A 20,595-nucleotide genomic window follows, 5' to 3' on the forward strand; every position below is an offset into this window, starting at 1 on the left:
GGGTGCGGGAACGGACACGCAAGGAGCTCCTGAAGTACCTGCTGACGCAGGTGCGGGAGGAGCGCTTGGGCGTCGAACGGGCGAAGGAGTTCATCCGCGCCATCGAATCCCCCCAGAGCGCGGCGGGCTCGGGAGACGACCCGATCGCCGTGGTGGGGATCGCCTGCCGCCTTCCGGGCGCGTCGAACAAGGAGGAGTTCTGGGACAATCTCGCGGCGGGACGTGAGTCGATCGGCGACTTCCCCCCGGCTCGCATGGAGGATCTGCGCCGGGTCCTGCCGAACCCCACCGACCTCAGCCGGGGCGGGTTCCTGGACCGTATCGACCTGTTCGACCCGGAGTACTTCGGGATCCCTCCGCGCGCGGCCATGGAACTCGACCCCTACCACCGGCAGGTGCTGGAGGTCCTCATCGAGACGATGGAGGACGCGGGTCACGCCCGTGACTCCATGGACGGCGCTCCGGTCGGTGTCTTCGTCGGCAACGACCACTCGCACCGGTTGAGCATGTCCTATCTGCCGTTCCTTTCCGAGACGGACTTCGCGGCGTTCACGGGGTCGTGGCCGGGCATGCTGGCCGGTCGGCTCTCCTATCACCTGAACCTGCGGGGGCCCGCCTCGGTCACCGACACCGGCTGCTCATCAGGGCTGGTGGCGCTCGACTCGGCGATGAAGGCCATCCGCCAGGGCGACTGCGACAGCGCCCTCGTCGCCGGGGTCAACCTGTTCCTCTCCCCGGGAAGCCTCGGTAGCGAGACCGAATCGGGAGACCACGTGCGGGCGTTCGACGCCCGTGCGCGAGGCACGGTCTGGAGCGAGGCCGTCGTCGGTGTCCACGTCAAACCGCTGGCCAGGGCCACGGCCGACGGAGACCACGTCTACGGGGTCATCCTCGGCAACGCCGTGAACAACGACGGTCGGAGCAACGGCATCACCGCCCCCAACGCCCGGGCCCAGAAGGAGGTGCTCGTGAAGGCCTGGAAGCGGGCCGGCGTCCCGCCGGAGTCGCTGTCCTACATCGAGGCGCACGGAACCGGAACGGCCCTCGGGGACCCCATCGAGGTCAAGGGCCTCAAAGCCGCGTTCGGCGAGTTCACCGATCGCAGGCAGTTCTGCGCTCTGGGATCGGTGAAGTCGAACGTCGGGCACACGGTCGGGGCCGCGGGGCTGGTGTCGCTGGTCAAGACCGTCCTGTGCCTCGATCGCCGGAAACTCCTCCCGTCGTTGCACTTCGACGTCCCCAACCGGTACCTCGACCTCGTCGACTCGCCGGTGTACATCAGTTCCCGGTTCGCGGAATGGGAACCGGGAGAGACGCCCCGGCGGGCGGGGGTGAGCAGCTTCAGCCTGACCGGGACCAACACCCATGTGGTGCTCGAGGAGGCGCCTCCGCTCCCGCCACGACCGAGGACGGACGGGGAGCCCCACCTCTTCGTGATCTCGGCGCGCGACGAATCGCTGCTCGCACGGTCCGCGGCGCGGCACTTGGAGTTCCTCGACAGGAACCCCGAGTACCACCTCGACGACATCTGTCACACCATGCGCGTGGGCCGTGAGCACCAGCCGGTGCGGGCCGCCGTCCTCTGCGAGGATCGCGCCGCCCTGCGGTCCGGCCTGGAGCGCCTCCTCCGTCCGTGCGATGAGCACGAGGAGCCGTTCCCCGACGGGCGTACGGCCGTCCTACGCGGGCGCCCCGAGGCCTCCGCCGCCGACCGTGGGCGGCGGAGCGGAGGAACAGTCCTCCCCTCCGGCGACGGAACCGACCGATGGACCGACCTCCCCGAACGGTTCCGGCGCCATCGGGACGTGGTGACCGCCTATCTCCTCCGTCGAGCCAGGCCCTTCGAGGCCCTCGCGGAGAGTGGCCGCCGGGTCCCGCTTCCCCCACAGCCCTTCGACCACGCCCGCTACTGGGACGAGACCGTGGTCGCGGCCTCGACGCCCCCCATCGGGGGCGGCGAGGGAGACGCGGCGGGCACGGGCCGTCTGCGGGAGGTCCTGGAACGGTGGGCACGGGGCGTGGACGGCTCCGGCGACGCGCCCGAGCCGCTCACGGCGCACACCGTCGTCGCGGCGGTGTGGTCGGAGGTCCTCGGCCACGCCGAGATCGGCGGAGGCCAGGACCTCTTCTCCCTCGGGGGCGACTCCGTGTCCTCCCTGAAGATCGTCCAGCTGCTGAACGCGGAGTTCGACCTCGGCGTACCTCCGCCCCTACTGCTGAGGACGCCGGTGTTCGACGACTTCGCCACCGCCGTCGCCGAGGAGTTCGGTCTCACCGAGGAACGGATCCGCGCCCACCTCGCCCGCGCCCCGGAGACCGCCGGAGACGGTGACGGACCCGTCGGCGAAGAGCCCCGGGAGTACGAGCTCCCGCTCACCGCGTCCCAGCGGTCCATGTTCCACTCCTCCGACCTGGTGGCCGACTCGGTCGCGTACAACATCACCGGGCTGACGATCAGTGACGAGACGATCGACATCGCCCGTCTCGAAGCGGGTATGCGCGATCTCGTGCGCCGCCACGACAGCCTTCGCGCGACCTTCCACCTCGTCGACGGCGAACCGGTGCAGCGCGTCCACGCCGACGTCGAGGTCTCGGTGGAACATCGCCTCCTGGACGCCCCCGGCCCCGGAGAGAGCCACGAGGACCGGGCCCGGGAGCAGATGGCGTCCTTCGTGCGGCCGTTCCGGCTCGACCGGGGCCCGCTCTTCCGCATCGGCTGCTTCGACTTCGGTGACGGCGTGAGCTGCGTGGCGATCGACTTCCACCACATCGTCACCGATGGCACGTCGATGGGGATCCTCTTCCGCGATCTCGCGGCGATCGTGGAGGGGGCCGAGCTCCACGCGCCGACCCGCGGCTACCGTTCGGCGGTGATCGGACTGCTCGAACTGGAGGAGTCCGAGGAGGTCCTGCGCGGGCGCCGGTACTGGCGGGACCGGTTCGCCGACGGCGTCCCGGTGCTGGACCTGGTCACCGACCGGCAGCGGACCGACGCCGTCTCCGGGGCGGGAGCGACCCTGTTCACCGAGGCGGACGCCGCGACCCTCGACGCGGTGAAGGAGTACGCGCGAGCCCGTAACCTGACGCCCTCCATGGTGTTGCTGGGGGTCTTCCAACAGCTGCTGAGTCGGCTCGGCGGGCAGCGCGACGTCGTCGTCGGCATGCCCGTCCACGGTCGGCCGGACGCCGGCTACTCCGATGTCGTGGGCATGTTCGTGAACACGCTGCCACTGCGAACGTCCGTCGAAGGCGACCACGGTGTCGGCCGGTTCTACTCCTCCCTGCGGTCCACGGTGCTGGAGGCGTTCGAGCACCAGAACTGCCCGCTGGAACTGATCATCGAAGACCTGCGGCCGCCGCGTGAACCCGGGCGCCGTCCGCTGTTCGACACCTGCTTCGTCTACCAGAACACCGACATGGGCCTGGAGCACTCCGGGGAACGGGTGGTGACGTTCGACGACGGCAGCGCCAAGTACGACATCACGCTCAGCGCCCGCGAATCCGGCGGACGGCTGCTGATGGAGTGGGAGTACTCCACCGCACTGTTCCGGGAGGAGACGCTGCGGCTCTACGCCGACCGCTACATGACGCTGCTGCGCTCCGTCCTCGCCGCGGACGACTCGGACGCGTTGGGCACGCTCCCCCTGGTGCCGGAGCGGGAGACCGAGCTGATCCGGAGCTTCGCCACGACACCGTCTCCGCGGCCGGAGGAGCACGGTGTCGCGGGGCTCTTCGAGCGACAGGCCGCCGCCGCGCCCGAACGCACGGCGCTGATCGCCGGTGACGAGCGGGTCTCGTACGGCGAGCTCAACGCGCGGGCGAACCGGGTCGCGCACCACCTGGTCCGGCAGGGGGCCGCACCGGGGTCGCCGGTCGCGATCCTCGCGGACCGCTCGCCGGAGATGGTCGTCGCCGTCCTCGGAGTGTTGAAGGCCGGGTGCTACTACGTGCCCCTCAACCCCGAGTTCCCCGGCGAACGTCTCGGCCTGATGTTGCGGGACTCGGGCGCGGAGTTCGTCGTGACCACGGCCGGACGGGCGGAACGGGCCGCCGGGTTCGCCGACGAACGGGTCCGGATCGTGGAGTCGGCCACGGCCGAGTCCACGGCCGGCCCCGAGGACGCCCTCGACCCGGGCCTGTCGGGCGGCGGCGAGGATCCGATCTACGTCATGTACACCTCCGGCACCACCGGTGTCCCGAAGGGCACGGTGATCCGGCACGAGAGCGTGCTGCGCGTGGTGCGCGGATCGGTGTTCTACACCGCAGGCCCCGACGACGTCTTCCTGTTGATGTCGGACTACTCCTTCGATGGGGCGGTCTACGACATGTTCGGCGCGCTCACGAACGGTGCGTCGCTCGTCGTCCTGGAACGGGCGCAGGTGCTGGACCTCGACCGGCTCGGTTCGGAGATCGAACGCCACGGCGTCACCAGCTTCTTCATCACGGCCACCATGTTCCACGCCCTGATCGACAACGTTCCGGAGCGCCTGGGAGGCATCCGTAGGTTGATCTTCGGGGGAGAGGCGGCCTCGCCCGCCCACGTCGAGCGGGCCTTCCGCCTCCTCGGCCCGGGGAGGATCGCCAACGGCTACGGGCCGACGGAGTCCACGGTCTTCGCCGCCGTGCACGTCTTCGACTCCTATGAGGAGCGGGAGGCCGTACCCATCGGCCGTCCCATCAACGACACCTCGCTGTACGTCCTCGACGAGGCTCTGAGGATGCGGCCGATCGGGGTCCCCGGCGAGCTCTGCATCGGCGGCGCGGGGTTGGCCGACGGCTACCTGAACCAGCCCGGGCTGACGGCCGAGCGTTTCGTGGAGTCGCCCGACGTCCCCGGAGTCCGGCTGTACAGGACCGGCGACCTGGCCACCCTCCGGAGCAACGGGCTGTTCTTCTACACGGGCCGTATCGACCAGCAGGTCAAGCTGCGGGGCCACCGCGTCGAGACCGCCGAGATCGTGCACGCCGCGGTCGACGAACCGGACGTCCGGTGGGCTCACGCCGCGGTCCACGAGGCCGGCGAGGGCGGCGGAAGCCTCTGCCTGTGGGTCCGCTACGAGGACGGCGCCGAAGCCGACGAGGCGCGCCTGCGTTCCGCCCTGAGCCGACGGCTGCCCGACTACATGGTGCCGTCGTTCATCGTCCGGGTCGACGAGGACGTCCGCTTTACCGACAACGGCAAGCTGGACGTGGCGGCGCTGCCGGCTCCGGACCTCTCCGCGGCTGCGACCGCGACTCCGCCGCGGACCGGGGCCGAGCGGCGGATCGCCTCGGCCTGGGCGCGTGCCCTGGGTGCCGAGGTGGCCGACATCGACGCGAACTTCTTCGCCCTCGGCGGGGATTCGATCAAGGCGATCCAGATCGCGGCCGCGCTCAAGCGGGAGGGGCTGGTGATCCGGGCATCGGATCTGCTCGAGAACCAGACCGTGCGCATGCTGGCCGGGCGGGCGTCCGTCGACCGGGGCGAGGAACGGCTCCACGACCAGAACCCCGTGTCGGGGCCCTTGGTCCCCAGCCCCGTCCAACAGGAGTTCGTGGACGCGGTCGACGACCGCCACCGGGTCTTCACCCAGAGCGTGCTGCTCACCTCCGAGACCCCGCTGCCCGAACGGGCCCTGGTGGAGGCGGTCGAGCGGCTGGTCCGCTTCCACGACGCCCTGCGCGTTCGACTCGACGGTGACGCGCTGGTGCTGTGCGATCCCGACGCGGAACGATCGGTCCACTCCGAGACGGCGCCCGCCGGCCTGGCCGGGGAGGAGCTCACCGACTACCTGAGGACGCTCCAGAGGCGGGTGGACGTGGAATCCGGCCCCGCCGTAGCACTGGCGACGGGGCTCGGGGAGAGGGGCGAACAGTGCGCGCTGGCCGTCCACCACCTGGCCGTGGACGTGGTCTCGTGGGGGATCCTGATCGAGGACCTGCTGTCCTGCCTCGCGGACCCGTCCGCTCCGCTCGCCCCCAAGACCGTGTCGTTCCCGTCGTGGACCGCGGAACTGGCGGCACACGCGCGGGAAGGGGGATTTCGCGATCAGAGGCCGTACTGGACCGGCCTGGCCCGGCGGGCCGACGCGGCGGGAAGGATGTTCGACGAGGACGACGTCCGGCGCGCGGACACCGTCTCGGAAGTGCTCCGCTTCCCGGCGGCCGAGGTCAAGGAGGTGTTCGACGCGGCCCGCACGTCCCACGGAGTGGAGCCCGGTCAGACCGTCCTCGCCATCATCGCCCGTGCCCTGGGCGCCTGGCGGGACCGCGACCGGATCCTGGTCGCCCTCGAAGGGCACGGGCGGGAGCGGTTCTCCGAGGAGCGGGACCTGACCCGGACGGTGGGATGGTTCACCTCCGTCTTCCCCCATCTCGTGCGGGTCGAGGACGGGGTCGCGGACACCCTGCACGCCGTCCGCCGCTCGTTCGACCGGCTTCCCGGCAAGGGGTCCGGTTACGGTCCTCTGCGCCGATTCGACCCGGGGACGGGTGAGGACGGTGCCCTGCTCACCGGAATCCGTCCGCAGGTCGGCGTCAACTACCTCGGCGAGCAGGGCGGGCGCACGGAGGGTGTCGAGGTCGTCCATCTGCCGGCGGAGGTCACCGTCGACGAGGACCTCCGTTCCCCTCGGGTCCTCGACGTCATCGCCTGGCGTAGAGAGGGGGATCTGCTGATCGAGCTGCGTCATCCGGCGGCGTGGCGGGCCCGCGGAGACGACCGGGCCCTGGCCGACGCCGTTCGGAAGGAGTTCCACACCGTCCGTGACGCGGTGACGGCACCGGACCGGCCGGGCTTTCGCACCTCGTCCTCGGTCCGGCCGGGTGTGCTGGACGACATCCTCGCCGGTCTCGGAGGTGGAGAGCGGTGACGGTCACCGCCGGGCCCCGACCGGGCACGGACCCCTCCCCCTCGGAACCCGCGTCCTCGCCGCACGTGGCGTACAGAGAGAGCTCAGTTCATGATTGACACAGAGAACATCGAATCGGTCTCCGGCCTCGCCGCGATGCAGAAGGGCATGTTCTTCAGCTACGCCGTCGACACCGGATCCGACGCGTACGTGGAACAGTTCGACTTCACCGGTACCGGCGACGTGGACGCCGACCGGCTGCGCGAGGCGCTCGTGGCCACCTCGCGCCACTACAGCGTGCTGCGGACGGTCTTCTCCTTCGAGCGGACCGACGACCCCTACCAGCTGGTCCTCAAGGAGTGGCCGCCCCGGTTCGAGGTGATCGACCACCGCGACCGGGAGGACGCCGCACAGGCGGTCGAGGAGTTCAAGGCCGCCGACCGGGCCAGGGGCTTCGACCTCGGTGCGGACGTGCTGCTGCGGGCGGCGCTGCTGCGGACCGGCGACGGCCACTGGCACCTGGTCGTCACCTTCCACCACATCATCCTGGACGGCTGGTCGCTGGCACCGCTGTTCCAGACCTGGTTCGGGTACTACGACGAACTGGTCCGCACCGGTTCGCTCACCCAACGGTACGAGGACCGCCCGTACTCCGACTACGTCTCCTGGTACGAGGACCGGCACGACGAGGACGAGGCGCGGCGGTTCTGGACGGAGGAGCTGGACGGATACGAGCGTCCCGCGTCGCTCCCTCGGGACCGTCGCGGCGCGCCGTCCGCGGTGCCCGAGAGATCAGCGGACTACGTCGACGCGACCCATCGGTTCGAGCTGCCGCGGCACCTCCACGACGGTCTGGTGTCCCTCGCGCGTCGGCTCTCGGTGACGCCCAACAGCGTCTTCCAAACGGTGTGGGGCGTGGTGCTACAGAAGTTCACCTACACCGACGACGTCGTCTTCGGCAGCGTGGTCTCCGGGCGCAACGCCGACATGGACGGCATCGAGGAGATGCTCGGCCTGTTCACCAACACCCGGCCGGTGCGGGTGACGGCGGGGGAGGACACGGGGTTCGCGGACCTGTGCCGTGCGGTGCACGCGGACTCTCTGAGGGCGAGCGGCCACGAGCACTTCCCGCTGCACGAGGTGCAGAGCCTGTCGCCGCTGCGCAACGCGCTGTTGAACCACGTGATCGCCTTCGAGAACTATCCGCTGTCGGAGCGGCTGCGGGACTTCGGGGTGGGAGAGGACGGCGGTCCTCGCCTCCACGGCGTCGAGGTCTTCGAACGGACCGATTACGACTTCAACATCGTGGTCACCCCCGGCGCCCGCATGGGCGTTGCCTTCCTCTACAACGCCGCCGTCCACTCGGACGGTCTGATGGAGACGCTGGAACGGTGCCTGGTCGCCGTCCTGTCCGCCGTGGTCCGGGACGCCGACGTCCGGGTCAGGGACATCGGAATGTGGGAGCCGGAGCCGCGCGTGTCGGAGCCCGCGCCGACCGGCGCGGGTAGGATCCCGATCGATTCCTCCCTGGTGGAGGTGTTCGGGGAGGTCGTCCGTACGCACGCCGACCGGACCGCCATGGTCTGGAGAGGCACGGAGTACACCTACCGGACCCTGGACCGCTGGTCGGACGCGGTCGCCCGGACCCTCATCGACCGGGGCGTCGGCGGGGGCACCGGGATCGGGGTCCTGGCGGACCGCCGTCCCGAACTGGTGGTGGCCCTTCTCGCGATCCTCAAGACCGGGAACCACTATGTCCCGGTCGACGTCAAGGACGCCCCGGTACGCATCGAGACCGTCCTGGCCGACGCCGGGGTGCGACACCTGTGCACCGTCGCGGACTTCACCGACCTGGTCCCGAGCTCGGTGGAGGCCCTCCTGGTCGAGGGGCCCGGAGAGGACACCGGCCGGGACGCCCCGGAGCCGCCGAGGATCAGTGGCGAGGACCGCGCCTACCTCATGTACACCTCCGGGTCGACGGGCGTGCCCAAGGGCTGCTACATCACGCACCGCAACGTGCTCCGGCTCTTCGCCGACCAGGAGTTCGTGGACTTCCGCGAGGAGCAGTCCATTCTGTTCGTCAACTCGCCCGCCTTCGACGGAAGCACCCTCGAAGTGTGGGGGGCGCTGCTGAGCGGGGGGACGCTCGTCCTCCCCGACGACGAACTGGACCTGCTCGACGCCGATCGCTTCCGGGACACGATCGTCCGGCACGGAGTCCGGAACGTCACCATCCCGACGGTGCTCTTCAACCAGCACGGCGACCACGATCCGAAGATCTTCGCGCCGCTGCGATACCTGTGCGTAGTGGGCAGCGCGCTGTCGGTCCGACACGTCGCGAAGGTGGCCCAGGCCTGTCCGGACGTGAAGCTCGTCAACGGATACGGGCCGACCGAGAACACGGTGTTCTCCACGACGCACACCATCCGGCCGGAGGACCTCGAGGGTGCGCGCGTCCCCATCGGCCGGGCGGTCGCCCATTCGACCGCCCATGTCCTGGACAACGGCCTGAACCCTCTGCCGCCGGGCGCGGTCGGAGAGCTGTGCGTCGGAGGAGAGGGCGTGTCCACCGGCTACCACGACCGGCCGGATCTGAACCGCGAGCGGTTCGTCTCCCTCGCGAGGATCCCCGGAGAACGCCTCTATCGCACCGGGGACCTGGTTCGCGAGCTTCCCGACGGCACCCTGGACTGCCTCGGCCGCATGGACGACCAGGTGAAGGTCGGCGGATTCCGGGTCGAGCTGGGCGAGGTGGAGAACGCCCTGTGCTCGGTCGAGGGAGTGAAGGAGGCCGTGGTGACCACCGTCGAGCTCGAGCACGGCACACGGCTCGCCGGATACTACGTGGCCGACGGGGAACTGACCCCCGACCGTGTGCAGCGGGAGCTGGGCACGAAGGTGGCCGGCTACATGATCCCCGCCTCGGTGACGCGGATCGAGGCCGTCCCGATCAACCGCAACGGGAAGGTCGACAAGGAGAGGCTGGAGAGCTCCCGTCTTCGCGCCGTGGCCGACCGCGCCCGCCGGGACCCGGGGCCGGCCCACGGCACCGAGCGGATCCTGCACGAGATCGTGGCGGACGTCCTCGAGGTCGACAGCGGTGACGTCGACGTCGAGCGGAACTTCTTCGACCTGGGCGTGACCTCGTTGACGCTGTTGGCGATCAGGAACCGGCTGCGCGCGAAGGCCGACCGCGATCTGCCGTTGACGTTGTTCTTCGAGTTCACCTCGATCTCCGCGCTGGCGGAGCACCTCGACTCGGGTTCGGTCGCCGGACCGTCCGTGGACGAGGAACCCGAGGACGAGCCTGAGCAGGAGCAGGCGTTAAGGACACAGCTGTTGATGGCCCGGATGATGGACGACAGTGAAGGGGGCGTCGACGATGTCCGACGCGACTGAGCCCGACTACCGGTACACCGGACTGGAGATCGCCGTCATCGGCATGGCGGGTCGGTTTCCCTCGGCCGCGTCGGTCGAGGACCTTTGGAGCAACCTGCTCGCCGGAGTCGAAGGGATCTCCCGGTTCGATGACGACGAGCTGATCGAGATGGGGGTCTCCCCGAAGGCGCTGGAGGACGAGCACTACGTTCGGGCGAAGGGCGTCTTCCCGGACATCGAGTATTTCGATTCGAGGTTCTTCAACTACACGCCCGCCGACGCGACCGTGCTCGACCCGCAGGTACGCGCCCTGCACGAGGAGGTCTACCACGCGCTCGAGGACGCCGGTTACTCCGCCGAGGGACGTAAGGAGGCCATCGGCCTGTTCCTGGGCGCGACGAACAACATGCCCTGGGAGGTCGACACCCAGCGGAGGTTCAACGAGGACGCGGGCTCGGCCTTCTCCGGCATGCAGCTCAATGACAAGGACTTCGCCGCGACCCGGATCTCCCACTCCCTCGGTCTGAGGGGTCCGGCCTTCACTCTGCACACCGCCTGTTCCAGCTCCCTCGTCGCCATCGACGTGGCGTGCCGCAACGTCTGGACCGGCTCGTGCCAGATCGCGCTGGCCGGCGGGAGCGGTCTGAGCCTGCCCCACAAGAACGGCTACCAGCACCGGCCCAACATGGTGCACTCCCCGGACGGGCACTGCCGGGCGTTCGACGCGGCGGCCGGCGGCACCGTCGAGGGCAACGGCGTCGGGATCGTGGTCCTCAAGCGGCTGGAGGCCGCGCTGCGCGACGGAGACCGCGTCTACGCGGTGATCAAGGGCTCCGCGGTCAACAACGACGGCACCCGCAAGGTCGGCTACACCGCGCCCAGCATCGAGGGGCAGGCGGAGGTCATCCGCAAGGCCCATCGCGTCGCCGGGGTGAAACCCTCCGAGATCTCCTACGTGGAGGCGCACGGCACCGGCACCGCCCTCGGCGACCCGGTGGAGATGGAGGCGCTGTCCAAGGCGTTCGGCCCCGGTGAACCGGACTCGTGCGGCGTCGGCTCGCTCAAGGCGAGCATCGGGCACCTCGACACCGCCGCGGGGGTCGCCTCGTTCATCAAGGCCTGCAAGGTGCTCAAGGAACGCACCATCCCGCAGAGCCTGCACTTCGACACGCTCAACCCGGGGATCAGGCTCGACGGCACTCCCTTCTACATCGCCGGGGAGCGACAGGAGATGCGGCGCAAACGGTCCGAGTCGGGGCGGGAGCTCCCGCTACGGGCGGGCGTCAGCGCGTTCGGCATCGGCGGGACCAACGCCCACCTGGTGCTGGAGGAGGCCCCGGAACCCCGGCGTCCGGCCTCCGACGGCCGCGCCCACAACACGTTCGTGCTGTCGGCGGCCTCCGCCGAGGCGATCACGCGGATGAAGCGGGACTTCGTCGACCATCTGGCCGCGAACCCGGACATCGACGGCGCCGATCTCGCCTGGACCCTCCAGAATCGCCAGCGCGACCTGCCGTATCGCTACGCCGTCGGTTTCGGGGGGATCGGTCGGCTGAGGGAGCGCCTACAGGAGTCGTTGGACGCCGGAGACGAACCGGCGCACCTGCCCAGGAACGGGCGGCGCGACGTCTACCTCCTCTTCAGCGGGGCGGGCGCGCAGCACCTGCGTATGGCCCGCGGCCTCTACGAGACCGAGAGCGTCTTCCGGGCCCGTGTGGACGACTGCCTGGCCATCACCGACGAACTCGGAAGCCCGGTGGTGCGGGAGGTCTTCTTCGGCGAGACGGTGGCGCAGGAGAAGCAGCTGAACAACATCGCGGTCAGCCTGGTCCTGCTGTTCGTCGTCGAGTACTCGATGGCGCGCACGCTCCTCGACTGGGGGATCCGGCCGCGCGGGATGATCGGGCACAGCACCGGCGAACTGGTGGCCGCGTGCGTGGCCGGGGTGTTCTCCCTGGAGGACGGGCTCCGGCTGGTGCTGACCCGGGGCTCTCTGGTGGACACCACCCCTGAGGGCGCGGTGACCTCGGTGAAGGCGTCCGAGGACACGATCCGGCCGATGCTGACCGACGAGCTCTCCATAGCGGCGGTGAACGCGCCGGAGGACTGCACCGTCAGCGGCGCCTCCGCCGCGATCGCCGCGTTCGAGGAGCGGTGCGCCGAGCAGGGGATCACCTTCACCCACGTCGAGGCGGCCCACGCGTACCACTCGCAGTACATGGAGCCGATCCTGGAGGAGTACCGGGAGATCGCCTCGTCGGTGGACCTCAGAGCGCCCGAGATCCCCTACGTCTCGAACGTGACGGGTACGTGGGTGACACCGGAACAGGCCACCGATCCCGACTACTACTGCGAGCACATCCGACGCACGGTCCGGTTCAAGGACGGCGTGGAGACGATCATGGAGCGGGGCGACGCCCTGTTCGTCGAGGTCGGGCCGGGGAAGTCACTGTCGTCGTTCGTACGCGGTACCGCCCGGGGCACGCGGACCGGTGCGATCAATATGCTGCGCCACCGGTTGGAGGAGGTCGACGACGGCGAGCACCTGGCCACCGCGATCAGGAAGCTGTGGGAGGCGGGCGTCGCGCTGGATTGGCCGGCGTTCCACAAGGGCCGAGCGCCGAGCAAGGTGCGGCTCCCGCTCTACGCCTTCGACCGGACCGAGTACCCGATCGACATCGGCGAGTTCCAACAGCTCCTCTCCACGGCCGACGACCGGCCGCGCCCCGTCGTCGAACGGCGGCCGGTGTCCGTTCCCGCCACCGGAGCACCGCGGCACGCGCTCCAGCTGACCTGGTCCTCCGCTCTGCTCCCGGACTCGGGTGAGAGCGGCAGGCACAGGGTGCTCCTCGTGTTCACCGAGGACCGGTCGCGGATCCGGCGCGTGATGGACGAGGTGCCGTACTGGACGCCGCTCTACGTCGAGTTCGGCGGGGAGTACCGGTTCGACGGGGCGGTCGGCGCCCGCGTTCGTCGAGGCCATGAGGACGATCTGCGGAGGTTGGCCGCGGACCTGGAGGAACACGCGCTGGTCGGGGACACCGTGGTGGTCCACCATCGGCCGGGCGCGGACGCGTCGGTACTGGTGCGGCGGCTGTGCGACGTCGTATCCGGTCTGCGGGACAGGCCGGTGCGCGATCTGGTGCTCTTGGAGACCGTCGCCCCCGCCGGCCCCGAGGGTCCACCGCTGCCGGAGATGATCGGCCTGAACCTGGAGTACCCGCACCTGCGGGTCCGGGCGCTCGGATGCGACACCGCGCTGACCGCTCCCGGCGGCCCGAGGGCCTGGAGCGAGAGCCTGCGCAGGGAGCTGGAGGCGGAGAGGGAGGAGGCCGTCGCCGCTCGTTACCGGGACGGCGGCCGGTTCGTTCCCGCGATGGTGCCGCTGCACGGTCATCGTGGTCGGTCCGCGTCCCGTTCCGGCCGGACGGTGGTCGTGTGCCCGGTCGACGCGGTCGACGACGTGCTCTCGGCGACCGGCCCCGAACGCAGCGTCGACGTCCTGCCCTTCGCCGTCGGCGCGGACGGGCCGACGGAGGCCGGGGCCCGGACGGAGGGACGGAGCACCGTCATGGCCGCCGTCACCGGACGTACGGGGGCGGACACCACGGAAGGTCTGATCTCCCGGCTCCGCGCTCTGAAGGGGACGACGCACCTGGTGCTCTGGGACACGTCGTTGCGGGACGCCGCCCGTACCGGCTCCGACGCCTCGGACGCTCCGGACCCGGGGACGCTGTCGCGCCGCCTCCGCGAGGCCGGGGACGAACTGGGAACCTCGTACGGCGTGGTGTCGCGTGCCGACCTCGACCGGTTCGAGTGGAACGCGGACGTCACCGCCCGGTTCGCCCGGAACGCGGTGACCGACGCCGAGGCCGACGGCGTGCGACTGTACTCGTTCGGGCGGCTCGGTGACGGGGACCCGTCGGTGCTGGACCTGCTGTACGAGATGCGTGTCTCCGGCATGCGGACGGGCTACCACGGGCTGGACCTGCTGGAGACGGCGGCGACACGGAAGGCGATCGGGGAGCCGGAGGAGTCCGGCGCGGTCGACGAACGGAGCTCCGTCGCGGCGGTGATCGAGCGGGAGATGGCCGACCTGCTCGGCCTGGAGGGGATCGACGCGCGCGCCGATCTGTTCGACACCGGGCTCGACTCACTGAAGCTGATCCAGTTCACCAGCGCCCTGGAGCGGCACGGTTACACCGTTCTGGCCAGCGACGTGCACAGCCATCCGACCATCGGCGAGCTGGCCGGGCTGCTCGCCCGATCGGACAAGCAGGTCAATCAGGAGTGCGACTCGCTGGAGAGCGCGGCGGCCCTGCTCGGAGAGCGCCTGGAGAGCGGATGCGCCCTCTATGAGATCACCGCCGGAGCCGACGAGGAGGAGTCGGTCGTCCTGTTCGTCGACGGCTTCCGCGAGGAGGACCGGGTGTCGATCGTCAGGAGGATCAACGAACTGCGATTGCCACAGGCCTTCACACCGCACTACATCCTGCCGAGGGAGGCCGAGCGGGACTTCCTGGCCGGACGGGACTTCGCCTCCCTGCGGCTCGGCGGCGACCCGACCCGGGAGGGAGGCCTGGACCGGCTGTTCGGCGAGATCGACCGGCGACAGGAGGACATGCGGCGCTCGATCCTGTCCCGGCCGGTGCGATGGACCTATCCCATCAGCGGGACCCAGAAGCACTACTTCTCACGCGGGGCGCGCCCGCAGTTGTACCTGGTGCAGTTCCGTGAGCTGATCGACGTCGACGTGCTGGAGCGTGCGCTGGGCGACGTCGTCGGACGCCACGGGCTCATGCGCAGTGTCCTCGTCAGATCCCTCGGACGGAGGATGTGGAAGGAGCACGAGCCCCCGATGACGTTCACGCTGCCCCGGATCGACCTCTCGGCGCTCCCGCTGCGACGTCAGGAGGAAGTGCGGGCGGAGCTGGTCAAACGTGAATGGAACGTCGACCTCAAGACCGACACGATCCTGTACCAGGCGGTGCTGGTCAAGTACAACGAACGCAGCTACGACATGATCTTCCAGTTCGACCACTCGATCTTCGACGGTGCGTCCGGTCAGGCCTTCCGCGCCGACCTGGTGAAGCGCTATCAGGAACTGGCGGAGGGGACGACCCGGGCGCTGCCCCGCACGCGTAGCTTCCGGCACCTGAAGGAGCAGACGGGCAAGGGCCCGGTGGGTATCGGCGCCGACGAGATCATCGAGAGGTTCGATCTCGAAGCGTGGGGGCGGTACGGCAAGGAGATCCTCGCCGCGTCGGAGGGCCGGGGGACCGGCCGGATGTGCGACGTCCGCTACTCGGTCGACCTACGGCGCCTACAGAGCGGTGACGGAGAGGACGTCGAGCCGTTCTCCCTGGTCCTGTACCTCTACGCGCGTCTGGTGGCCCGACTGCTCGGCGTCGACAAGGTCGCGCTCGACCTGGTCTTCAACTCTCGTGTGTACGAGGACGTGGACTACTCCGGGGTGATGGGGATGGTGGCGGACGTCCTGCCCCTGGTGGTGTCCGGAGAGCAGGGCGTTCGTGAGGACCTGGAGGTGCTCATCCAGCAGAAGTTCCAATCGATGAACAAGTTCAACGTCAACTTCTCGAACCTCGTCACGGGCCCGCTGACGGCGCTCAAGTACGGGAAGGTCTTCCAGACGACCAAGGAGGCCCGGGGGACCGGGTTCCGACCGTCGTGCATGCTCAACTTCGCGGGCAGCACCGAGGCCGAGTACGACGCCATCTGGGACATGACCCTCGAACTGCTCACCGAGGACCAGGACACGCTCGACTACGCCGACTGCTACTGCGTGTCCAAGGTCAGCGGGACCCGACAGGACATCGTGATCCTGTCCACGTGGGTCGAGGACCCCGCCGAGGTGGTCTCCATCCTCGACGAGGAGGTCGAGTATCTGGCGCGGAGGGCCGCGGCCGAGTCCGGGGAGTCGGACGTGAACGTCGAATCGGAAGGTGCCCGGTAATCCTTATGGACAGTATTTCGATGGTGTGTTTTCCGCACGCGGGCGCCGGCAGGTTCTACTACAGCCGGTGGCAGCAGGCGTTCAGTGGAATCGTGGACCTGAACATCGTCCAATACCCCTTGCGCGAGAACCGGTTGAACACCCCGATGCCCGAATCGGTCGGTGAACTCGCGGAAGACATTTTCGAAGAGTTCGAAGACGTGCTTCGCGGTCCTTACGCGATCTGGGGTCACAGCATGGGCGGCGTCCTCGGTTACGAGGTGGCGAAACTGTGCCAGGATCGGCTGGGAAACGCGCCGTTGACGTTTTTCAGCTCCGGCTCCTCGGCGCCGTGCCGGGCCCGGTTCAGGAGGGTCGGGAACCTGGACACGCCCGAGGGCTTCCGGGACGTGTTGCTGCGCTACGGCGGAGTGCCGGAGGAGTACCTGCGGGACGCGGACTTCATGACGTACTTCGCGCCCGCGATCAAGGCGGACCTGCGCCTTTTGAGTGCTTATCAGGACACCGGGCGCGTGCCCCTGCGCTGCCCCCTCGTGCTGATGCTGGGGCGCGGCGACACGGTGACCCCCGATCAGTGGGAGCACTACACAGATCACTCGCTCGAGGTCAACGAATACGAGGGCGGGCACTTCTTCCTGGATCGACACCGTGAGTCGATGGTGGCGCTGATGGAGTCGAGGCTCCAGTTGGCGTGGCAGCTGAGGGAGACGCGTACGGCCGTGGGCGCGCCTGCGCGCCCGGGGGGAGAGGTTCTCTGATGGTTCGAGCGCGGGCGACGGAGGGACGGAACATGGAGAACGCCCTTGCGGCCGAGGTGGGCGATTGGCTGCTGTCGCGAACGGAGGGTTCGGACGGCGCGAGGTCGACCACGACCCTGATGGGGATGCGGTGGGACGTGCTGCCCGGGGTCTGGAAGCCCAATCCGGGGACACGCCTGTTCACCTCGTGGTTGCCACTCGCCGAGGGCTCCCGGTTCCTGGAGGTCGGCTGTGCCGCCGGCGTCACCTGTGTGGTCGCGGCCAAGAGCGGCTGCACGCGGGTGGTGGGCCTGGACGTGGTCCCCGCCGCGACGGAGAACACGAGGCGCAACGCGGCCCGGCACGGTCTGGCCGGCCGGGTGGAGGCGTTGACCAGCGACCTGTTCGCCGAACTGGACCCGGACGACGAGTTCGACCTGGTCTGCTCGAACCCCCCGCTGGTCAGGGCGCCGGAATCGCGTCGACACGCCACCGAGGTGGAGCGGTCGGTCTTCGACCCCGGGTACGCGCTGCACCGGCGCTTCTTCCAGGAGGTCAGGCCGCACCTGGCCGACGGAGGGCGGATCTACATGTTGACCAGTGAGACGCTGGGCGACCCCGCGGGGCTGCGGACACTGGCGGCCGACGCCGGTTTCTCGGGCCGGGTGTACCGCAGTGAGTCGATCGGGATCCCCGCGGTGCTCATGGGGTCTCCGCCCGCCGCCACCGCCGCCGCCGACGAACAGGGCGTCGTCCACGTGGACTTCACCATGTTCGAGTTCCAACGGCACTGACCCGCACGCGCGGAGCCCGTCGTACGGGTCTCCGGCCGTGCCCGCCGATCGGCGGGCACGGCCGGAGATCAGGCCTAATCGGAGGTGTCCGACTCCGACGTGCCGTCGTTGATCAGCCGTTGCACCTGCTCGACGGTGGGCAGGATCGAGGTGTGATCGGACCGGTCGGTGGAGCCGCCCGAGTCGCCGAGCAGTCGCCGCATCCCCAGGCGCAGCAGAGAACCGTCGATCGAGGAGATGCCGCTGAGGGCGAGGACGGACACACCCTGCTCGAGAGCGGCCATGAGCCGGGCGATCTCGTCGACCTCGAGCTCCTCGTCGGGTGCCCGGTGGGTGACCACGACGCGCTGGTAGGCATCGAGCAGAGCCTGGATCCGGGTGCGCAGAGCCGGGACGAGCGCGTCGTCCCGGGCGGCGGTGGTGATGAATTCCAGCGTCGCGAGCTCGAATCCGCGCACCAGCTTCTCGGCCTGGTCCCGGTCGTCGAAGATCTGGCCGGGGAGGGCCTCCCCGGCGGAACCGGCGAGGGAGAGAGGGTCCCATTGTTCCCCGCGCAAGATGCTGAGATTGTAGTCCAGGACCGCGAGAAAGAGTTCGGATTTGCCTCCGAAATTCGAGTAGACCGCCCCTTTTGAGAATCCTGCGGTATCGGCGATCTCCTCCAATGAAGCGCCATGGTAACCGTCACGGCTGAAGGTCAAAAGACCCGCCTCGATCAGAGCATTGCGGGTTTCCTGCTTCTGCTCGGCCCGCGTTTTTCGTTTCCTTCGAACGGGCGTCAGCCGATTTTGATCCATGTTCTTATTGTAGCCCTTGGCGTAATCCCGTTCGGAGCTCATCCTGAAAGCCCGGAGGGTCGTCGTGGATCTGGCGCGATCACGTGCCGTGCGCGGCACGCCGCCCGAGGGCTCATGGAAGTTCGTCCGGCCACGGGGTCTCCTCCTGTCCGACGCCCCCTGGAGAGCGCCCTCCGCCGGTCACTCTCGGGTCACCTCTCATTCAACGGTAGCAGTCTTGACGTTCCATCGGTACGCTCCTACTGTTGTTACGAAGATACCAGCGGTATTTCAAGTCTGATGGTTTGTGAGCCGCGAGGAAGCTACGGAGGTGACGCGTGGGTGACGCGATACTCGAGATCGAGGGCTTGACTCGGCGATTCGGTTCGGTCGTGGCGAACGACGAGGTCGGCCTGCGGGTCAGACCCGGAGAGGTGGTCGGTCTGCTGGGGCACAACGGTGCCGGCAAGACCACCCTGGTCTCCCAGGTCGTAGGGCTGCTCCGACCCCACGGCGGGTCCATCCGGGTGGTGGGGGTCGACGCCGTCGCCGACCCCGGTACGGCGCGTCGCTGTGTGGCTCTTCAGGCCCAGGCCCAGGCACCACTGGACGGGCTGACGCCCAAGGAGGCGATCGTGATCGCCGGGCGGCTGCGCGGCATGTCCCGTTCGGCCTCTCGGGACGCCGCCGAGCGCATGGCCGATGAGCTGGACATCCGGGAATGGATCGATCGGCGGGCCACCCCCGACGGCGGGGGGATCTCCGGCGGGGTGCGCCGTCTGACCGCGTTCGCGATGGCCGCGGTCGCACCGGTGCCGCTGATCATCCTCGACGAGCCGACCAATGACGTGGACGCGGCCCGCCGCAGGCGGCTGTGGAACATGGTCCGCCGGCTCGGCGACGAGGGCGCGGGGGTCCTGCTGGTCACGCACAACGTCGCCGAGGCCGAACACGTGATGGACGAGCTGGTGGTGCTCGACCGCGGTCGAGCGGTGGCCTCCGGGTCGCCGAGCCAGTTGCGCGGAGCCGAGGGAGACGAAATGCGTCTCGAGCTCTCCCTGCCCCTGGACGCCCAGGACCCGTCCTCCCAGGAACCGCCCTTCCGGTTCGTCCGCCGAGTCCGTAACGGGCGTCGGGTGCTGTTGAGCCTCGCCGAGTCCGACGCCGCGACCGCGGTCGCCTGGGCGACCGCGCTCCGTGCCTCCGGTCGGGTCGAGGGATACACGCTCACACCCACCACGCTCGAGGACGCCTACCTCGCAGCCACGGCCGACGCCGAATCGATCCACGAGGAGTCCGCCCATGTCTGAAGCGATCACGCGCGAGCGCCGTGAGGGTCAAGCGCTCCCACCGATCCCCGAGCGCGCCCACCTGGGGATGACGGTCTGGACCCTGTTGCGCTGGACGATGGCCCAGACCGGGGCGATGATGCCGTTGTTCATCGTGGTCCAGGCGGCCATCGCGGGAGCGGTCGTCGTCGGGTTCGGGCTCCTCGTCCCCGATATCGACGCCCCCACCGCCGAGCTGCTGTCCACGGGCGCTCCCACGATCCTGATCCTCGTCATCGGGTTGGTCCTGTGCCCGTGGGGGGTGGCCGGTGCCCGGACCAGCGGCACCTTGACCTATCAGCGGGCGCTGCCCGTTCCGCGTCCGCTGCTGCTGGTGGCCGATCTGGTGGTCTGGCTGGTCATCGCCCTGCCCAGCATTCCGGTGACGGTGCTGGTGGCCCGCCTGCGCTACGGGATCGAGTACTCGATCGACTGGCCGCTGCTGGTGGGGGCGTTCGTGCTCGCCACGATCATGGCCGTCTCGGTGGGCTACGCGACGGCGATGCTGCTGTCACCGATGATGTCGCAGCTGGTCAGCCAGGTGATGGTGTTCTTCGTGATGCTCTTCTCGCCCGTCACCTTCCCGAAGGAGCAGCTGCCCGAATGGTTCCAGGCCGTTCACAGCGTCCTTCCCTTCCAGGCCGCGGCCGACCTGCTGCGCGCCGGTCTGCTCTCGGACAGGTTCGAGCCCAGCGGCCAGGGCCTGGTGGTGCTCATCGTGTGGTGCCTGCTGGGGCTGATCATCAGTGTTCGCGCCGTGATCCGACGTGGTTAGGAG

General features: G+C 69.3%; 8 protein-coding genes. 7 read left to right on the top strand and 1 reads right to left on the bottom strand.

Annotation, left to right across the window (positions count from 1 at the left end):
- The first annotated feature begins 2 nt into the window (after positions 1 to 2).
- From D451_RS0110020 to D451_RS0110040, 5 genes are all read left to right on the top strand, one after another.
- On the top strand, positions 3 to 6,851 hold the full coding sequence (locus tag D451_RS0110020; protein ID WP_241463309.1) for a non-ribosomal peptide synthetase: 6,849 nt from the start codon (positions 3 to 5) through the stop codon (positions 6,849 to 6,851).
- A gap of 90 nt (positions 6,852 to 6,941) precedes the next feature.
- A complete protein-coding gene (locus tag D451_RS0110025) occupies positions 6,942 to 10,229 on the top strand; it encodes a non-ribosomal peptide synthetase (protein ID WP_017534299.1) in 3,288 nt (1,095 codons plus the stop codon).
- The gene (locus tag D451_RS0110030; protein WP_017534300.1) at positions 10,213 to 16,182 is read left to right on the top strand and encodes a type I polyketide synthase; all 5,970 of its coding nucleotides are present in this window, start codon (positions 10,213 to 10,215) and stop codon (positions 16,180 to 16,182) included. The genes D451_RS0110025 and D451_RS0110030 overlap by 17 nt, the downstream gene beginning before the upstream one ends.
- 5 nt (positions 16,183 to 16,187) lie before the next feature.
- A complete protein-coding gene (locus tag D451_RS0110035; protein WP_017534301.1) occupies positions 16,188 to 16,940 on the top strand; it encodes a thioesterase II family protein in 753 nt (250 codons plus the stop codon).
- A gap of 32 nt (positions 16,941 to 16,972) precedes the next feature.
- Positions 16,973 to 17,713: a methyltransferase gene (locus tag D451_RS0110040; protein ID WP_042284735.1), complete on the top strand. Its 741-nt coding sequence runs from the start codon at positions 16,973 to 16,975 to the stop codon at positions 17,711 to 17,713.
- Positions 17,714 to 17,787: 74 nt separating this feature from the next.
- On the opposite strand, the gene D451_RS0110045 is transcribed toward D451_RS0110040, so the two are convergent.
- Positions 17,788 to 18,552, bottom strand: coding sequence for a TetR/AcrR family transcriptional regulator (locus tag D451_RS0110045; protein ID WP_234305894.1), 765 nt, complete (start codon positions 18,550 to 18,552; stop codon positions 17,788 to 17,790).
- Between the two features lie 329 nt (positions 18,553 to 18,881).
- Between D451_RS0110045 and D451_RS0110050 the strand changes: the two genes are divergently transcribed.
- Complete coding sequence (locus D451_RS0110050; RefSeq protein WP_234305895.1) at positions 18,882 to 19,799, top strand: ABC transporter ATP-binding protein; 918 nt, start codon at positions 18,882 to 18,884, stop codon at positions 19,797 to 19,799.
- Positions 19,792 to 20,592 (top strand): ABC transporter permease, encoded by an 801-nt coding sequence (locus D451_RS0110055; protein ID WP_014911462.1) that lies wholly within the window; start codon positions 19,792 to 19,794, stop codon positions 20,590 to 20,592. Before D451_RS0110050 ends, D451_RS0110055 begins: the two co-directional genes overlap by 8 nt.
- Positions 20,593 to 20,595: the final 3 nt, after the last annotated feature.

The organism is Nocardiopsis alba DSM 43377 (assembly GCF_000341225.1).
In the GTDB taxonomy this organism is placed as follows: Bacteria; Actinomycetota; Actinomycetes; order Streptosporangiales; family Streptosporangiaceae; genus Nocardiopsis; species Nocardiopsis alba.

Bases quoted from the DNA above. Each gene is read 5' to 3' on its own strand.
- D451_RS0110025 (WP_017534299.1), top strand. From the start codon at position 6,942: ATGATTGACACAGAGAACATCGAATCGGTCTCCGGCCTCGCCGCGATG.
- D451_RS0110030 (WP_017534300.1), top strand. From the start codon at position 10,213: ATGTCCGACGCGACTGAGCCCGACTACCGGTACACCGGACTGGAGATC.
- D451_RS0110035 (WP_017534301.1), top strand. From the start codon at position 16,188: ATGGACAGTATTTCGATGGTGTGTTTTCCGCACGCGGGCGCCGGCAGG.
- D451_RS0110040 (WP_042284735.1), top strand. From the start codon at position 16,973: ATGGAGAACGCCCTTGCGGCCGAGGTGGGCGATTGGCTGCTGTCGCGA.
- D451_RS0110045 (WP_234305894.1), bottom strand. From the start codon at position 18,552: ATGAGCTCCGAACGGGATTACGCCAAGGGCTACAATAAGAACATGGAT.
- D451_RS0110055 (WP_014911462.1), top strand. From the start codon at position 19,792: ATGTCTGAAGCGATCACGCGCGAGCGCCGTGAGGGTCAAGCGCTCCCA.